The sequence below is a fragment of the Micromonospora sp. NPDC050276 genome, assembly GCF_044459545.1.
GTDB lineage: Bacteria > Actinomycetota > Actinomycetes > Mycobacteriales > Micromonosporaceae > Micromonospora.
Genome location: NZ_JBITJA010000014.1, coordinates 1 through 14,399, shown reverse-complemented (window position 1 = coordinate 14,399; position 14,399 = coordinate 1). Strand labels below are relative to the sequence as shown.

Below are 14,399 nucleotides of genomic sequence, written 5' to 3'. Positions count from 1 at the left end.
CGATGAGCCCGAAGGTTGCTCAGCGCGACGCGAGTGCGACGTCGCGCATCGAGAGCCTCGACGTGAAGCTCGAGGTGATCGTCATCCCGGTGTCGGACGTGGACCGTGCGAAGGCGTTCTACGAACGGCTCGGGTGGCGGCTCGACCAGACCCCACCGGGGATCGTCCAGTTGACGCCGCACGGTTCCGCGTGCTCCGTACAGTTCGGCCCCGGGCTCACGTCCGCGGCACCCGGTTCGGCCATGGCGTACCTGATCGTGTCCGACATCGAGGCGGCGCGCGACACCCTGGTCGCCGCCGGGGTCGACGTCGGCGACGTCTTTCATGTCAGCCCGGACGGCCCGGTCGCCGGGCCGGACCCCGAGCGGCGCAGCTACTTCTCGCGCGCCACGCTACGCGACCCGGACGGCAACACCTGGCTGATGCAGGAGATCACGACCAGGCTTCCCGGGCGCATCGAGGGTGGCCTGACGTCGTTCGGCTCCGCGAGCGACCTGGCGAGCGCGCTCCGGCGCGCGGCCGAGGCGCACGGCGAGCACGAGAAGCGCACCGGAGAGCGGGATGACAACTGGCCCGACTGGTACGCGGCGTACATGGTGAGCGAGCAGTCAGGCGCGGCGCTGCCGCAGTGAACTCCCGCCCGCCGGTGCGCTTGTCCTGCTCGCCGGTCAGCGCAGCCCGCGGATGAGGTTGTCGACCAAGGTGCGGGCGAAGTCCTCGGTCAGCGGCAGGTCGGGGATGAGAAGCCGGTGGTAGCAGGCGCCCCAGAGTTGGTCGACGACGGATTCGGGGTCGATGTCGGCGCGTAGCTGCCCGCGGGCCATGGCCCGGGTGAGGGTTTCGACGGCGAGGGCCCGCCGGGGGCCGGAGTAGCGCTCCCGGTAGGCGGCGGCCAGTTCCGGGTCGGTCTGCGCCTGTCCGATGAGTTGGCTGATGACCCGCCCGGCGGAGGTGTCCCGCACGAGGTGGACGAAGGCGACGAGCTGGTTGGTCAGGTCCGCGACGATGTCGCCGGTGTCGGCGAAGGCCAGGGTGGGTGCGACGACGGTGAAGTATCCGTCCAGGGCGAGCGCTCCCTTGGAGGGCCACCACTTGTAGATGGTCATTCGGCTGGCCCCGGCGCGGGCGGCGACCTTCTCGATGGTGAAGCCGGCCATGCCCTCGGCCAGCAGGAGGTCACCGGCAGCCGTGCGGATCTCGGCACGTACCTGCTCGGCGGGGCGACGGCCGCGACCACGCCGCGCTGGCGTGGGATCCGGCGTGAGCTCGACCACTGGTCCTCCCGGTTATATGGACGGGCTGTCTACTCGATGGTTATATGGACATAGCGTACACAGCGGTGCCCCGACACCACGACGCACCGCGACGACGACCGAAGGAGACGAGGACATGACGGGTCTACGACGGCGACGGTTGGGTGCCTCCGGGCCAGAGGTGTCGATCATCGGGCTCGGCGCGATGGGCATGTCGGACCTGTACGGGCCGGCCGACGAGGCGGAGAGCATTGCGACGCTGCACGCCGCGATCGATGCCGGGGTGAACCTGATCGACACCGGGGATTTCTACGGGTCGGGTCACAACGAGATGCTGATCGGCCGGGTGCTGCGCGAGCGGCGCCGGGAGGACGTGGTGCTCAGCGTGAAGTTCGGCGCGCGCCGGACGCCGGAGGGCGGCTTCCAGGCGGCACCGTACGACGTGTCGGCGGCGGCGGTGAAGGACCGGCTGGCCTATTCGCTGCGTCGGTTGGGCACCGACCACATCGACATCTACCGGCCGTCGCGGCTGAACCCGCAGGTGCCGATCGAGGAGACCGTGGGCGCGCTGCTCGAGATGCAGCAGGCCGGCTACATCCGGCACATCGGGCTCTCCGAGGTGGGCGCGGACAGCATCCGTCGGGCCGCCGCGGTGGCGCCGATCAGCGACCTCCAGATCGAGTACTCGCTGCTGTCCCGGGGCCCGGAGGCCACCATCCTGCCGACGTTGCGCGAGCTGGGCATCGGGCTGACCGCCTACGGGGTGCTGTCCCGAGGTCTGCTCAGCGGCCACTGGTCGGCGGACCGCGAGTTGACCGGCACGGACTTCCGGGCCAACAGCCCACGGTTCCAGGGCGAGCACCTGACCGCCAACCTGCGCCTGGTGGACGCCCTCGGCCGGGTCGCACAGCGGCTCGGGGTGACCACCAGTCAGGTGGCGATCGCCTGGGTGGCGGCGCAGGGCGAACAGATCGTGCCGTTGGTCGGTGCGCGGCGGCGGGATCGGCTGACCGAGTCGCTGGGCGCGGTCGACGTGCTGCTCGACCAGGACGCGTTGGACGAGATCGAGCGCGCCGTGCCGGCCGGTGCCGCCTCCGGCCAGCGGTACGCGAGCCCGATGATGGCTCTGCTCGACAGCGAGAAGTAGCCCCGGGCCGGCGGGTTCAGGAGGCTGCTGGGGCGGTCATCGGCCGATTATCGCCTGGTGCGCTCCCAGGCCCGCACCAGCTGCATCCGGTTGTGAATCCCCAGTTTGTGGTAGATGGAGCGGAGCTGGGTGTCGACGGTGTGGAAGGAGACGAAGAGGTTGGTGGCCGCCTCCTTCTTCGTGGCGCCGGCGGCGAGCATCTCGGCCACCCGCTCCTCGGCCGGGGTGAGCGCCTCGATGCCCCGGCCCAGGGGCTCGTCGCTCGACGGCCGATGGCGCGGGGTGGCGGCGAGGTCGGCGCAGCGCCGGTCGGCTGTCGCCTGGTCGCCCGGGGCGCCGATCCGCGCGTAGAGGGCGGCCGCCTCGTGTGCGGCATCGTGCGCCTCCCCGGTTCGCAGCCGAGGGTTGTTCGCGAGGTCGAGCAGCGCGTCGGCCAGTGCCGGTCGCGCGGCGGTGGTGCGCAGCCGCTCGACCGCCGACCGGAGCGCGTCCGGGTCGCGATCGCGCAACCCCCTGCTCTGGTCGGCCAGCGCCTGCCACAGCGGCACCGGCGTACGGGTGGCCACCAGCTCGACCAGTTCGGTGACCCGGCCGGCGGCCTGGGTGTCGCCGGCGGCCACCGCCGCGCGTACCAGTCGAGGGCCGAAGTGCGGCACGGGCAGCAGCGGCCGGACCGACCGGTGCAGATCGGCGACGACCCTGGTGAGCAGGCTCGCCGGCACGCTGAGGGTGGGATCGCGAACCGCGACGCAGAACGCCAGTGTCCACAGCGTACGGTCGGGCCAACGGTCCTCGGCGAGGCACGGGCGGAGGGCGGCGCGCGCGTCGTCCTGTTCGCCCCGGCGGTAGCGGACCTCGCCGATCACCGCGACCAGCAGGGCACGTACCTCCCGACTGATGTCCGCCGAGCCCGAGCTGAGCGTGGTGACCGCCAGCGCGGCCGCCTCCGGCAGCTCTCCCACGGCCACCATCCGCAGGCAGTCCAGCGCGGTGAGCCTGCTGAGCGGGGCATCGAGCCATGCGGTCTCGTCGGGCGCCTGGCGGGTCGAGGTCCGAGCGTCCTGGTGCTGACCCAGGCCGAGCTGCACGAGGATCCGTTCGGCGCGGATGGACGGGGCGTCAGCTCGTGCCGCCCAGGAATCCGAGTCCAGGGCCGCCAGCAGGGCCTGGGCTCCCGGTAGATCACCGTGCGCGAGCGAGCGGGCGGCCCGGCCGAGGGTGAGGTGGCGAGCGGACGACTGGTCACCCGCTGCGGCGTGCGCGGTGCCGGCGTTGCGGAGCAGAGCATCGGTGTCCGGATGGCCCGTGCGGGCCGCGATCGTGGCGACCAGGGCCAACAGGGTGCTGCGGCTGCGGGCGTCCAGTCGGAGGTGCAACGCCGCCCGCAGGCCGGCGAGGGCAATGGTCGGCTGCTCCAGTGTCACGATCTGCGCCAGGCGGCCGAGCAGGTGGGCCCGGGGGCGCTCGCCGCTCCGATTCGTGGCGATCTCCGCCGCCAGGACGTGTAGCGCCTCCATGCCGCGCCCGGCGAGCCGGAGTTGGTCCGCCGTGGCGAACAGTCGATGCCGTCGTTGTTCGACGTCGGTGGCACTGTCGTCGACCGGAAGCGCTCCGGCGTTGAGGGATGATTCGGACAATGGCGTTCTCCCCGGTCGTTACCCGGCCCGTCGACATGCCGTCCTGCAACCGAGCCTAGCCATGACGGCAGGTACGGGCGCCCGGATGGATGAACCGGCGGGATTGCGCGGAATGGCCCACGCCGTCCGGGATCTGACGTGAGGTAATGGCGCGATCACGTGATGCGACGGTCGACGCTCGGCGCCGATTATCGAATCATGGCCCAGTTCACCGAACTTCCCGGTCTGCATCGGCTCCGGGTCGTACTGCTGATGTTCGTCCTCTGCGCCAGCACCGGGGCGGGTGGCCACGCTCCGGGGTGGACCCGCCTGGTGCTGGTGGCGACCGCCGCGGCGATTCCGGTCGCGGTCGCGGTCCAGTACGGCTGGCCCGGGGTGTGTGCCCTGCTGGGGCTGTCGTCCCGGGAACGGCTGCGGGGCGGATCCGTTCCCGCGTCCAGTCCGATCCAACCCGAGTGAGGAGACAGCGATCATGGCGAAGAGCGATCCCGAGCCGCGGCGCGGCGACCAGGGCGCCGCGCCCCTGGCGGGCCGCAACGTCGAGCTTGAGCGGCAGAATCCGGACCTTGTGGTGCCGCCGACGACCGACAGCCGCCTGGTGCCCAACCTCAAGTTCTCCTTCTCGCAGGCGCACACCCGGGTGGAGAAGGGCGGCTGGACCCGGGAGGTCACCAGCCGCGACCTCCCGATCGCCAGCCAGCTGTCCGGCGTCCAGTTCGGTCTCGAGCCAGGCGCATACCGGGAGATCCACTGGCACCAGCAGTCGGAGTGGGCATACATGCTCAGTGGCAGTTGCCGGATCGCCGCCGTCGACCATGAGGGCCGCAACTTCATCGAGGACGTCAAGGCCGGCGATCTGTGGTTCTTTCCGCAGGGCGTGCCGCACAACATCCAGGCGCTGGAGGACGGCGCGCAGTTCCTGCTGGTCTTCGACGACGGCGCGTTCTCGGAGAACAACACCTTCCTGCTCAGCGACTTCTTCGCGCACACACCTCGGCACGTCCTGGCCAAGAACTTCGGCTGGACGCTGGAACAGATGGAGAACCTGCCCGCGCGGGAGAAGTACATCTTCCAGGGCGACGTCCCGCCGCCGCTGCAACAGGACCGGGTGGTCAGCCCGACCGGTGACATCCCGCGAAGCTTCAAGCACCGGATGCTCGCGCAGACCCCGCAGCGTTTCCGCGGCGGCACGGTCCGAGTCACCGACTCGACCAACTTCGCCGCCTCGGTGACCACCGCCGCCGCCCTCGTCGAGGTCGAGCCCGGAGGAATGCGGGAGTTGCACTGGCACCCCACTACCGACGAGTGGCAGTACTACATCTCCGGCACCGGCCGGATGGGCGTGTTCGCGTCGCAGGCCGCCGCTCGAACGTTCGACTTCCAGGCCGGCGACGTGGGCTACGTCCCCTTCGCCTACGGCCACTACATCGAGAACACCGGTGACGACCCGCTGGTGTTCCTGGAGATGTTCCGCCATCCCCGATTCGAGGACATTTCGGTGATGCAGTGGATGGCGAACACGCCCCACGAGATCATCGCCGACACGATCAACGTGCAGAAGTCGATTGTCGACGCGCTGCCGAACACCAAACAGGTCGTGATCTGAGCGGTGACCGGCCTCGATTCGCGAGGCCGGTCACCGCGTCGTGGAGGGTCTGCCGTCAGCGGCGGCCCGCCCGTCGGCGCAGCGACAGGCCGACGGCCGCCGCGACCAGGGCGGCCAGCACGGCACCCGCGACGAGGAAGCCCACGCGCGGTCCGCCGTCCGCCCTCGCGCCGACGGCGTCCGCCGAGGTGCCGGCGCCACTGATCGGCGCGGCGTTCGCCGTGGGGTCGGCCACCGAGAAGGGGTACGACCCCTGCAGCGGATGCCCGTCGGTGGAGACCACCCGATAGCCGACGGTGTACGTCCCGTTCGGCAGTGTGCCGGGCACCGAGATCGTGCTCGTCGTGCCGACCACGACCGGGTCGCCCGTAGGGACCCTGCGCTTGTTGGCGTCGGTCAGCACGACCGTCGCGAACGCCGGATCCAGCCGCGCCGAGAATTCGAGCGAAACCTCGGTCGGCGCGGCGGGCAGGGTCGCGTCCCGGGCCGGCGACGAGGACCGGAGCGTGTTGTGCGCCCACGCCGGGCCGGCCGGAGCGAGCAGCGTCAACACGGCGGCGAGCGCCGCGGCGCCGAGTCGTGCGGCGCGGCTCATCCGAGCACCTGCTCGCCGATCCACCCGTCCGGCTGACATCCGGGCGGGATGGCGAAGACGGCGGACCCGATCGGGGTGGTCCATTCGTTGAGCAGGTCCCGCTCGGCGAGGCGGCGTTGGATCGGCAGGAACTGCCGGGCGATGTCCGCCTGGTACGAGGCGAAGATCATGCCGCTGTCGGCGTGACCCTCCGCGGTCGGCACACCGTCGTAGTTGTACGGCCGGCGCAGGATCCGCTGCCGGTCGTCGCCGACATGGGCACGGGTCAGGTGGGAGAAGTCGGGGATGACGGTGAGGCCGTCGGCGTCGGTGGCGGCGAAGTCGGGCTCATCGTGCTCGGCGGTGCCGGTGAGCGGGGCGCCGGTGTCGAGGCGACGGCCGACGGCGACCTCGCGGTCGGCCCGGCCGAGCAGATCCCAGGTCTCCAGGTTCATGCTGATCCGCCGTAACACCAGGGTGGTGCTGTCGCGCAGCCACGCCGGCCCGTCCGGCACCCAGACGGCGGTGTCCAGCGGTGTGCCGGGACGGGGGTTGGCGGTGCCGTCGAGCTGACCGAACAGGTTGCGTTGGGTGCGGCCACCGGGTTCGACGCCGGGGCTGCGCCGGAAGCCCTGCTGGACCCACCGGACGGTGGCGAAGGGTCGGCTGTCCTTGATCAGGACCCGCTGGGCGTGCGCCACCGTGATCGCGTCGTCGGCGCAGATCTGCAGCAGCAGGTCACCGCCGGACCAGGCCGGCTGGAGCCGGTCGATGCGGAACGCGGGTAGCTCGGTGACCGAGGCCGGCCGCCGGTCGTCGACCCCGGCGGCACGGTAGAGGCCGGGGCCGAAGCCGAAGGTCACGGTCAGCCGGGCGGGCAGCAGACCGAGTTCGGCCTCGGTGTCGGCCAGGGCGGGCTGGCCCTGGGTGAGCCGGGCCGCGTCGTCGGTGAGCAGCCGCAGCATCCGACCGAGCGCGGCCCGGTCGGTGCCGGCCCGCAGAGTGAGTGCCACGAACGATCCGTGCGTCTGCGGTTCGGTGGCCACCCCGGCCTGCCGGACGCCGTGGAATGGCTCGACCATCGTGCCGACGGTGGCCAGCGCGGCCTCGGTCAGTCCGCCGTCGCGGGGGCGCGGGTCACGAGTGACGGCCACGCCGGTGAGCACACCTCCGGCGGCGAGGACCCCGCCGGTGAGCAGGCCGCGCCTGCGCACCGGACGGGGTGTCGGTTCCGAGGTCATGCGGCCGGGCTCATGCTCATCCCCGGCGTCGGGCTGGCCCCGTGACCGGGCGCGTAGCTCTCCTGGGCGCCGGTGAACGGCTTGGCCACCGCCGAGAAGGTCTGGGTCCTACCGTCGGCGAACGTGAGCGTGAACGTCAGCTGGTCGCCGGCGCGTACCGGCTGCTTCACGTTCATCAGCATCAGGTGGTCACCACCGGGCTCCAACACGTGGGTGCTCTTCGCCTTGACGACGACACCGCCCGGCTTGGCCCGCATGACCATCTTGCCGTTCTCCATGGCCATCTCGTGCAGCTCCATGGGGGACAGCTCGCTGGCGGCGCCGACGATCGTCACATCGGTGTCCGCGTCGTTGACCAGCGTGCCGAACGCGGCCGTCATGCCCGTGTCGGCGGCCTTCACCCATGGATCGCGGATGCCGACCACCCCGGCGGTCGCGCTGGCCGACGCCACCGCCGACGGGCTCGGGGTCGCCGACGGCGAGTCCTCGGACGACCCGCAGGCCGAGACGGCGGCCAGGAGTGTGGCGGTGGCGACGACGGCAGCCGAGCGGCGGTACCGGCCGACGAGGGTGGTGCTGAGCATGAACGGTCCCTTCGATCACGGGTGTGGCGTCCGGGTGGTCGGGCGCGTCAGCCGAAAAGTTCCGGCGGGGCCGATGCGGGACGCCGCCGAAGCCGCCCGGCGGCTAGCCCAGTCCGATAGCGTCCTCGTGACGACTTGATCACGGAGAGTGTGGATTGTCATGCGGGCTGCGGTGCTGCGGGAGTTCGACGTTCCACTGACGGTCGAGGAGATCGATCAACCCACTCCCGGGGCGGGTCAGGTGCTGGTGCGGATCGTCGCCAGCGGAGTCAACCCGCTCGACACGAAGATCCAGGCAGGAAAGGCCGCGCACGCGCGGGTCCAACTGCCCGCGGTGCTCGGCCTGGACCTGGCCGGCGTCGTCGCGGCGGTCGGCCCGGAGGTGACCGGCTTCGCGCCGGGGGACGAGGTGTACGGGCTCTGCGGAGGCGTGGGCGACCTGCAGGGCTCGCTGGCCGAGTACGCCGCTGTGGACGCCCGGTTGCTGGCCGGTAAGCCGAGGAGCCTCTCGATGCGGGAGGCCGCCGCGTTGCCACTGGCGGCGGTCACCTCCTGGGAGGGGTTGGTCGACCGGGCCGGGGTTCACGCCGGGCAGAAGGTGCTGGTGCACGGCGGTGCCGGCGGTGTCGGCTACGTGGGTGTGCAACTTGCCCAGGCGCGCGGCGCCGAGGCGTACGCCACCGGCGGCCCGGCGAGCCTGCGGGTGATCGAGAGTCTGGGCGCCGTTTCAATCGACTACACCACCAGCACCGTCGAGGAGTACGTCGAGAGGTACACCGGCGGCGAGGGGTTCGACGTCATCGTCGACAACGTCGGTGGCTCGACGCTCGACGCGTCGTTCGCGGCGGTACGCACCTACCACGGGCACGTCGTCAGCGCGCTGGGCTGGGGCTCACACTCGCTCGCCCCGCTGTCGTTCCGTGGGGCGACCTACTCCGGCGTGTTCACCCTGCTGCCGATGCTCACCGGGCGGGGCCGCGAACACCACGGCGAGATCCTGCGCGAGATCGCCACGCTGGCCGACGCCGGCGCGCTGCGCCCCCGCCTGGACCGGCGTACGTTCACGCTGGACACGGTCATGGACGCCCACCGCCTGGTCGCTGACGGCACCGCCCAGGGCAAGGTCATCGTGGACATCGCCGACTGAGCAGAGCGGTTCGTTCACACCGAGGAGGTCGCTGGTTCGATACCAGCATCGCCCACTCTCATTTTGCAAGTCAGAGGCTGGCGCTACGGAGCGAGCAATGCCTGGGTCAGGGTGGCAAGGTCCGAAACGACTGGGGTCTGGTTGGTGGCTAGGTGTTTGCGTGAATCGCGTCCGCATTCGTAGCCAAGCCCAATCGCACCCGCACGTCGGGCCTGGTACAGGCGCAGGAACGAACCGCACACGACAAGGCCGGACGCGACGGGCACTCCGAGCAAATCGGCCGCGCGTTCAGCTGTACACCCGGCGTCGATCCCGGGAAGGTCGAGTCCCTGCCGAGCGGCGACGGCGCAAGCCCCTTCATGGCCTGGCGCTCGGGCTGGGGTAGCTGCTCTATTGATGCGATGCGCGCTCGCCTCCTTCTCTGCGCCACCTTGCTGGTTGCGGGTGTGATGACGGCAGGGACCGGACTGATGGTCGCGTTGGGACACGTCGAGCAGCCAGGGCCTTCAACGAGGCGATACTGGGCGCGGTAGGTGGGAGCATGGCCGGGGCGGGTTTCCACCGTTGGAGGAAGTACCACTCCTCGGGCTTAGGGCACACACGGGGCACAAGACAGCGTGAGACGTCGGCAACCAGCCACCAATGACGTAAGGCCAGGACGGAAGGTGACCAGCATGCCGGCCAGCCTGCCGCAGGTCACGCGAAGGGGGTCTGAGTTCCGCTTCAACGTCTCCGGCTGCCGACACCTCACCTACCAGCCCTTACTTTCGCCTCGTGGCCAGGCGGCGAGCGCCGCTACGACAGCACACAGCATCAGGCAACTGAACCCGGCACAGAGGAACATGCCGAGTCCCAACAGAGTCCCCTCCACCTCAGCGATGGTAGGCGCTCTATCAGCAGCCGCATGACCGGCATGATCCATTGCCTCCAGGCGTGCCGCTCCCCCCGGTTGTGCCGTGCCGCAGGGATGGGAACCCGTCTACGTTCCGCTCCGCGTCAACGTCTGACGCTCGGGTCCGGAGATGGCAACCGAGCAGCAACCCTCGAGAGTTGTTCCGGCAGAAGCCACCACGGCTTCGGGGTCGCGGCTTCGCACCAGGCAGGCGCTTGTAAGAGCGACCAGAGTACGACCGCACCCGACAGTAGGTACAACACTCCAGGACCCACCTGGGTCGTCCGCCAGGCGGTGAGTAGCAAGCCAACGCGACAAGGCCCCAGTACCGTCGAAGGATCTTCATGTGCGATCAGTAACGTACGTGCTGCCCTTCGTAAACAGGACCGATTAGAGCCGAAACCTCATCAGGCCGCCCTTGGGTCGTCCGGACCGTCGCGGGCGCGCCGGCTGAGCCCAAGATCATGCCGGTTTCAGGCCGTCTGAGGGGAACCCCGCGGCGCCCACTGCTGACCATCAGTACCAGACGTAATAGCAGCTCAGAAGCCAAGTCAACCGCTTGATCGACTACGCCCCGCGCGTTGATCAATACAACACCAAGTGTTGAACGCTTACCCCTGCGGCGGGGGAGTGAGCCAGGCCAGGGGTTGTCCGCTGAGGGCGGCGTCGGCGAGGCGGTGGGCGCTGGCGGTTTTCAGCGCCGCTCGTGAACTGTCGATCCAGCGCTGCACGTTGTCGATGCCTTGGTGGCGGTACTCGACGGCTTGGACGAGGCATTCCAGCTTGTCGGCGTCGCGGGCGACGACAGCTTCCAGTGTCTCGCCGGCTTCGTACTCGGCGACGGCGGCGGTGATGACGTCGGCGACGGCTGGGGGACAGGCGGCCACCTGGTCGGCGGTGACGGCGGTGTTGGGTACGGCGGTGAGATAGCGCTTGGCGATTTGTGGGATGTCGGTGATTCGGGTTTCCTGGGTGTCGTGCAGGACGCAGAGCATCGACACTCGTGCTGGATCGGCGCCCTCCATGGCAGCGAGCATCATTCCGATGAGCGCCGTTCGGAAGGAGTGCTCGGCGATGGACTCGGGTTGCGGCTAACTCCTCGGCAACCCTCATGCGCGATGTCATCGATTTCAGTGCGCCGATGGGACCCGTTGGCGGCCTCGTGGCCAACTTCATCCTGCGGCCATATCTGCAACGCCTCATCGCGCGCCGCAACGCCTATCTTGCTGCCAGCGTGGCAGAGCCCCGAGATGGGGTCAGGGCACAAGATCCGGAACATGCCCGGAATGAACAAGACCTTCGCTGTTAGAACCGGGGTATGCCCTGGTCGGGGGCCGGTGCTTCAGGCGAATGCAACTCCTTCCTAAACCGTGCGGCAGCAGCGCTGACAGCAAGCGGCTGGGGCGAGGGCAGCTGCCGGCGGCCGGACCGCGGACTGTCGGCCGAGGTCGCGGACGGCCCCCGCCGGACGACGCGCCCAGAACTTACAAGCGAGGGGTCGTGTATTCGCTGGCTCAGCGTCGCTGCCCCGCGGCTCTCTCGACTTCACGGAGGACGAGGCCGAGGGTTTGCGAGCGGCGGTTGGTCGGTAGCGCAGCCCATGCGCGTCGGGCGTGTGCCAGTCCGCTGGGTCCGTCGCCGGCTTTGGCCATCATGAGGGCGCGATGAAGTTCGATGTGGGTGGCGAAGCGGGTCAGCGAGGCAGGCCGGAGACGGTCGGCGTCGATCTGGGCCTGCTCGCCGCGTTGGATGAGCCCGAGGCGGGCGTAGAGCATGGATCGGAAGGTCGCCATGCGCCAGGCGGGTACGGCGGCGTCGGATATCTCGCCGTCGGGTGAGGCGGTGCGCTCGAAGACACGTTGGGCGTCTTCATCTGCGGCGATGGCTGCGGCGGTGTCGCCTCGTCCGGCGGCGATGTGAGCGCGGGCCATCAGCGCTTGGACTTGTCCGAGCGACGGACGGTCAGACAAGCCAATCGCTTCGTCCGCGTAGCGCTGCGCAACGGGGAGTGCGGCGCCCTCGTAGGCCAGGGCGATGGCGGCTCGGCCGCGTACCCAGACGCGGACAGCGAGGTCGTCGGAGCGATCGGCGCCGACGCGGGTGGTGTCGTACCAGCCGATGGCTTCGGTGGGATCCTTCGTCGTCTTTCCGTAGGTGGTCAGGGCGCGGGCGGCGGTGGCCCACATGATCGGGCTGTCAAGCTGCTGTTGCATGACGACGAGGTCGTTGGCGAGCCTGATCTGAAGGGAGTCCGCGCCGAGCTCCATGTAGTCGCGGCCGTACTGGTCGACGCGGTCGCGCCAATGATCGACGCCGTCGCGGTGTCCGGCGAGCGCGGCAGTGAAGCCGTTGCGGATCAAGTCGTTGGCAGCGATCGGGCCGATGGTGGCTGCGGCGAGGAGGTCTCTGCGTCTCACGTCGGCTTCTCCCAACGCTCGCGCGTACGCGAGCACGATGTCCGGCGTCGCGGTCCGGCGTCCCGCCTCGACGTTGCTGAGATGCGAGGCCGAGTAGCAGGTACGGGCCGCGATGGAGGCCAGTGTCACGCCGGCCTCAAGCCGAGCCTGCCTCAATTGCGCACCGAGGTCATCCATCGGATCCCCTGTGAAAAGTCCTGAAAGCATCGAGGTGCTTCCGAGCGTAGTCGCGCGGTCACCAGAGTAGATCCCACATGAGGCAGGAGCGGAAGCACTGCGGAGGCAGGGATGAGTGACAACGCCGCAGGCGACAGGACCGGCGATCGGGTGCAGGCAGCGGAGCGGGAAGCTGCCAGGAAGCGGATTCTGGAGCAGGCCGAGGCGGACCGCATCCCGGTTGAGGAAACGACACGGGCGGTGCCGGATCGGCGGTGGCGTCGTGACCGGTGATTCGGTTCCGATTGGTCGGCGTGTGGCCTATCTGCGGGCACGGCGCAAGCTGTCGCAGCAGTCGTTCGCGGATCGACTGGGGAAGTCCAAGAGTTGGGTGGACAAGGTCGAGCGCGGGGTGCGGTCCCTGGAGCGGGTTTCGACGATCCGGGAGGTCGCTGCGGTTCTTCGGGTCGACGCCGCGACCCTGCTCGGACGGGACGTTCGATCCGTGGAGTTGGTCGAGCGCGCGGAAGGCGTCTCCAAGATTCGGGCGGCCCTTTCCACGTACGGGATGGCGAGCAGCCGTCCGGTTGCTTGCCGGGACGCGTCACCTGATCAGTTGGGCCGGGCGGTCGGGCACGCCTGGACTACCTACCAGCACGCACGGTATCCGCAGCTGATCGAGCAGCTGCCGGCGTTGTTGACAGGTGTTCAACGGCTTCAGGCACAGGAGTCGGGCGCTGACCGTACGGCCGTGGTGGAGGCGTATCGGGTGACGGCGGCGCTGCTGGTCAAGCTGGACGAGGCAAGCCTCGCCTGGCTGGCTGCCGATCGGGCAATGTCCGCTGCCATCGGAGATCCGGTGCTACTGGCCTGTGCGGCGGTGCAGCTCGGCCAAGTGTTGCGTGCGTCGGCTCGGGCGAAGTCGGTAATGCTGACCGCTGCGTACCGGATTGCTCCAGCCGATCCGAACGGCGGCACGCCGCAGGCGCTGTCCCTGTGCGGATCGCTGCTCGTGCAGGCTGCCCTAACAGCGGCCAGAGCGGGCATGGACCGCGACGCTGGTGGCCTGCTGAACGAGGCGACGGAGATGGCGATGCGGGTGGGCGATGGACACGATCACCATCACACCGCCTTCGGGCCGGTGGCCGTTGATCTGGCCCGAGTTGCCGTGGCAATCGAGCTGGGCGACGGAAAGCGCGCGGTTACGCAGCACGAGAAGGTCGTTGAACGAGAGGGGTGGCGATGGTTGCCGCTCGAACATCGTGCTGCGCATCTCGTCGACGTCGCTCGCGCGTACCTTCAGGTCGGCGACGTGATCACGGCGGCCCGGAGCCTGCTTCTGGTCGACAGCATCGCACCCTCGGAGATACGGCATCGACCGGCGGCGCGGCGCGTCGTCACCGAGGTTGCCCAACGGGCAGACGCCCCTACGACGATCACCGATTTCGCCATTGGCCTCGGCCTGGTTTGAGCGCGGATGCCTCCAGGGGGTCAGAAGTACAGCAGCGAAGTACAGCAACCGTGTAAGCCGAACCGAGCCGAGAAGCGCGCCAGCGGGTCGTCTGACCTCGCATCAAGCCCGACCCGACCGGCTCGCCGAGAGTTCACACCGAAGCGGCCGGCAGGAGCCAAGTCGTCCGCTTTGATCGACTAGGCCGTGTTTCGTAGGGCGCGAAGCCATTGGTTGATGGCGGCGATGGTGAGGGTGGCTTCGTAGCGAACGGCGAGTTTGTCGTAGCGGGTGG

At 69.6% G+C, this 14,399-nt stretch carries 13 protein-coding genes and 1 pseudogene; 7 read left to right on the top strand and 7 right to left on the bottom strand.

What is annotated here, in order from left to right; genetic code table 11:
* The first annotated feature begins 2 nt into the window (after positions 1–2).
* Entirely contained in the window at positions 3–632 is a 630-nt protein-coding gene (locus tag ACIBF8_RS25745; RefSeq protein ID WP_396786282.1) for a VOC family protein, read from the top strand.
* 36 nt (positions 633–668) lie between these two features.
* Here ACIBF8_RS25745 and ACIBF8_RS25740 read toward each other — a convergent pair whose 3' ends face one another.
* Positions 669–1,274, bottom strand: coding sequence for a TetR/AcrR family transcriptional regulator (locus ACIBF8_RS25740; RefSeq protein WP_396786280.1), 606 nt, complete (start codon positions 1,272–1,274; stop codon positions 669–671).
* Positions 1,275–1,389: 115 nt separating this feature from the next.
* Between ACIBF8_RS25740 and ACIBF8_RS25735 the strand changes: the two genes are divergently transcribed.
* Complete coding sequence (locus ACIBF8_RS25735; RefSeq protein ID WP_396786278.1) at positions 1,390–2,400, top strand: aldo/keto reductase; 1,011 nt, start codon at positions 1,390–1,392, stop codon at positions 2,398–2,400.
* Between the two features lie 47 nt (positions 2,401–2,447).
* Here ACIBF8_RS25735 and ACIBF8_RS25730 read toward each other — a convergent pair whose 3' ends face one another.
* Positions 2,448–4,037, bottom strand: a complete 1,590-nt coding sequence (locus ACIBF8_RS25730; protein ID WP_396786276.1) for a LuxR C-terminal-related transcriptional regulator — start codon at positions 4,035–4,037, stop codon at positions 2,448–2,450.
* Positions 4,038–4,235: 198 nt separating this feature from the next.
* On the opposite strand from ACIBF8_RS25730, the gene ACIBF8_RS25725 reads away from it, so the two are divergent.
* Both ACIBF8_RS25725 and ACIBF8_RS25720 read left to right on the top strand, forming a co-directional pair.
* Positions 4,236–4,496, top strand: a complete 261-nt coding sequence (locus ACIBF8_RS25725) for a hypothetical protein (protein ID WP_396786274.1) — start codon at positions 4,236–4,238, stop codon at positions 4,494–4,496.
* 13 nt (positions 4,497–4,509) lie between these two features.
* Complete coding sequence (locus tag ACIBF8_RS25720; protein WP_396786271.1) at positions 4,510–5,643, top strand: cupin domain-containing protein; 1,134 nt, start codon at positions 4,510–4,512, stop codon at positions 5,641–5,643.
* Positions 5,644–5,698: 55 nt separating this feature from the next.
* Here ACIBF8_RS25720 and ACIBF8_RS25715 read toward each other — a convergent pair whose 3' ends face one another.
* Genes ACIBF8_RS25715 through ACIBF8_RS25705 form a run of 3 tightly spaced genes read right to left on the bottom strand, consistent with a single transcriptional unit; the run spans position 5,699 to position 8,042 of the window.
* Positions 5,699–6,238, bottom strand: a complete 540-nt coding sequence (locus ACIBF8_RS25715) for a copper resistance protein CopC (protein WP_396786269.1) — start codon at positions 6,236–6,238, stop codon at positions 5,699–5,701.
* Complete coding sequence (locus ACIBF8_RS25710) at positions 6,235–7,458, bottom strand: Dyp-type peroxidase (protein ID WP_396786267.1); 1,224 nt, start codon at positions 7,456–7,458, stop codon at positions 6,235–6,237. The genes ACIBF8_RS25715 and ACIBF8_RS25710 overlap by 4 nt, the downstream gene beginning before the upstream one ends.
* Positions 7,455–8,042, bottom strand: coding sequence for a copper chaperone PCu(A)C (locus ACIBF8_RS25705; RefSeq protein ID WP_396786265.1), 588 nt, complete (start codon positions 8,040–8,042; stop codon positions 7,455–7,457). Before ACIBF8_RS25705 ends, ACIBF8_RS25710 begins: the two co-directional genes overlap by 4 nt.
* Before the next feature lie 160 nt (positions 8,043–8,202).
* Between ACIBF8_RS25705 and ACIBF8_RS25700 the strand changes: the two genes are divergently transcribed.
* Positions 8,203–9,189: a zinc-dependent alcohol dehydrogenase family protein gene (locus ACIBF8_RS25700; RefSeq protein WP_396786263.1), complete on the top strand. Its 987-nt coding sequence runs from the start codon at positions 8,203–8,205 to the stop codon at positions 9,187–9,189.
* 1,503 nt (positions 9,190–10,692) lie between these two features.
* Here the strand turns inward: ACIBF8_RS25700 and ACIBF8_RS25695 are convergent.
* Both ACIBF8_RS25695 and ACIBF8_RS25690 read right to left on the bottom strand, forming a co-directional pair.
* Positions 10,693–11,169: pseudogene (locus ACIBF8_RS25695) on the bottom strand (HD family hydrolase); the annotation flags it as partial.
* Positions 11,170–11,595: 426 nt separating this feature from the next.
* Positions 11,596–12,675, bottom strand: coding sequence for a helix-turn-helix domain-containing protein (locus ACIBF8_RS25690; protein WP_396786261.1), 1,080 nt, complete (start codon positions 12,673–12,675; stop codon positions 11,596–11,598).
* Positions 12,676–12,786: 111 nt separating this feature from the next.
* Here ACIBF8_RS25690 and ACIBF8_RS25685 point away from each other — a divergent pair, with 111 nt between their 5' ends.
* Together ACIBF8_RS25685 and ACIBF8_RS25680 are read left to right on the top strand one after the other, a co-directional pair.
* The gene (locus ACIBF8_RS25685) at positions 12,787–12,948 is read left to right on the top strand and encodes a hypothetical protein (protein ID WP_396786259.1); all 162 of its coding nucleotides are present in this window, start codon (positions 12,787–12,789) and stop codon (positions 12,946–12,948) included.
* The gene (locus ACIBF8_RS25680; protein WP_396786257.1) at positions 12,938–14,125 is read left to right on the top strand and encodes a helix-turn-helix domain-containing protein; all 1,188 of its coding nucleotides are present in this window, start codon (positions 12,938–12,940) and stop codon (positions 14,123–14,125) included. Before ACIBF8_RS25685 ends, ACIBF8_RS25680 begins: the two co-directional genes overlap by 11 nt.
* Positions 14,126–14,399: the final 274 nt, after the last annotated feature.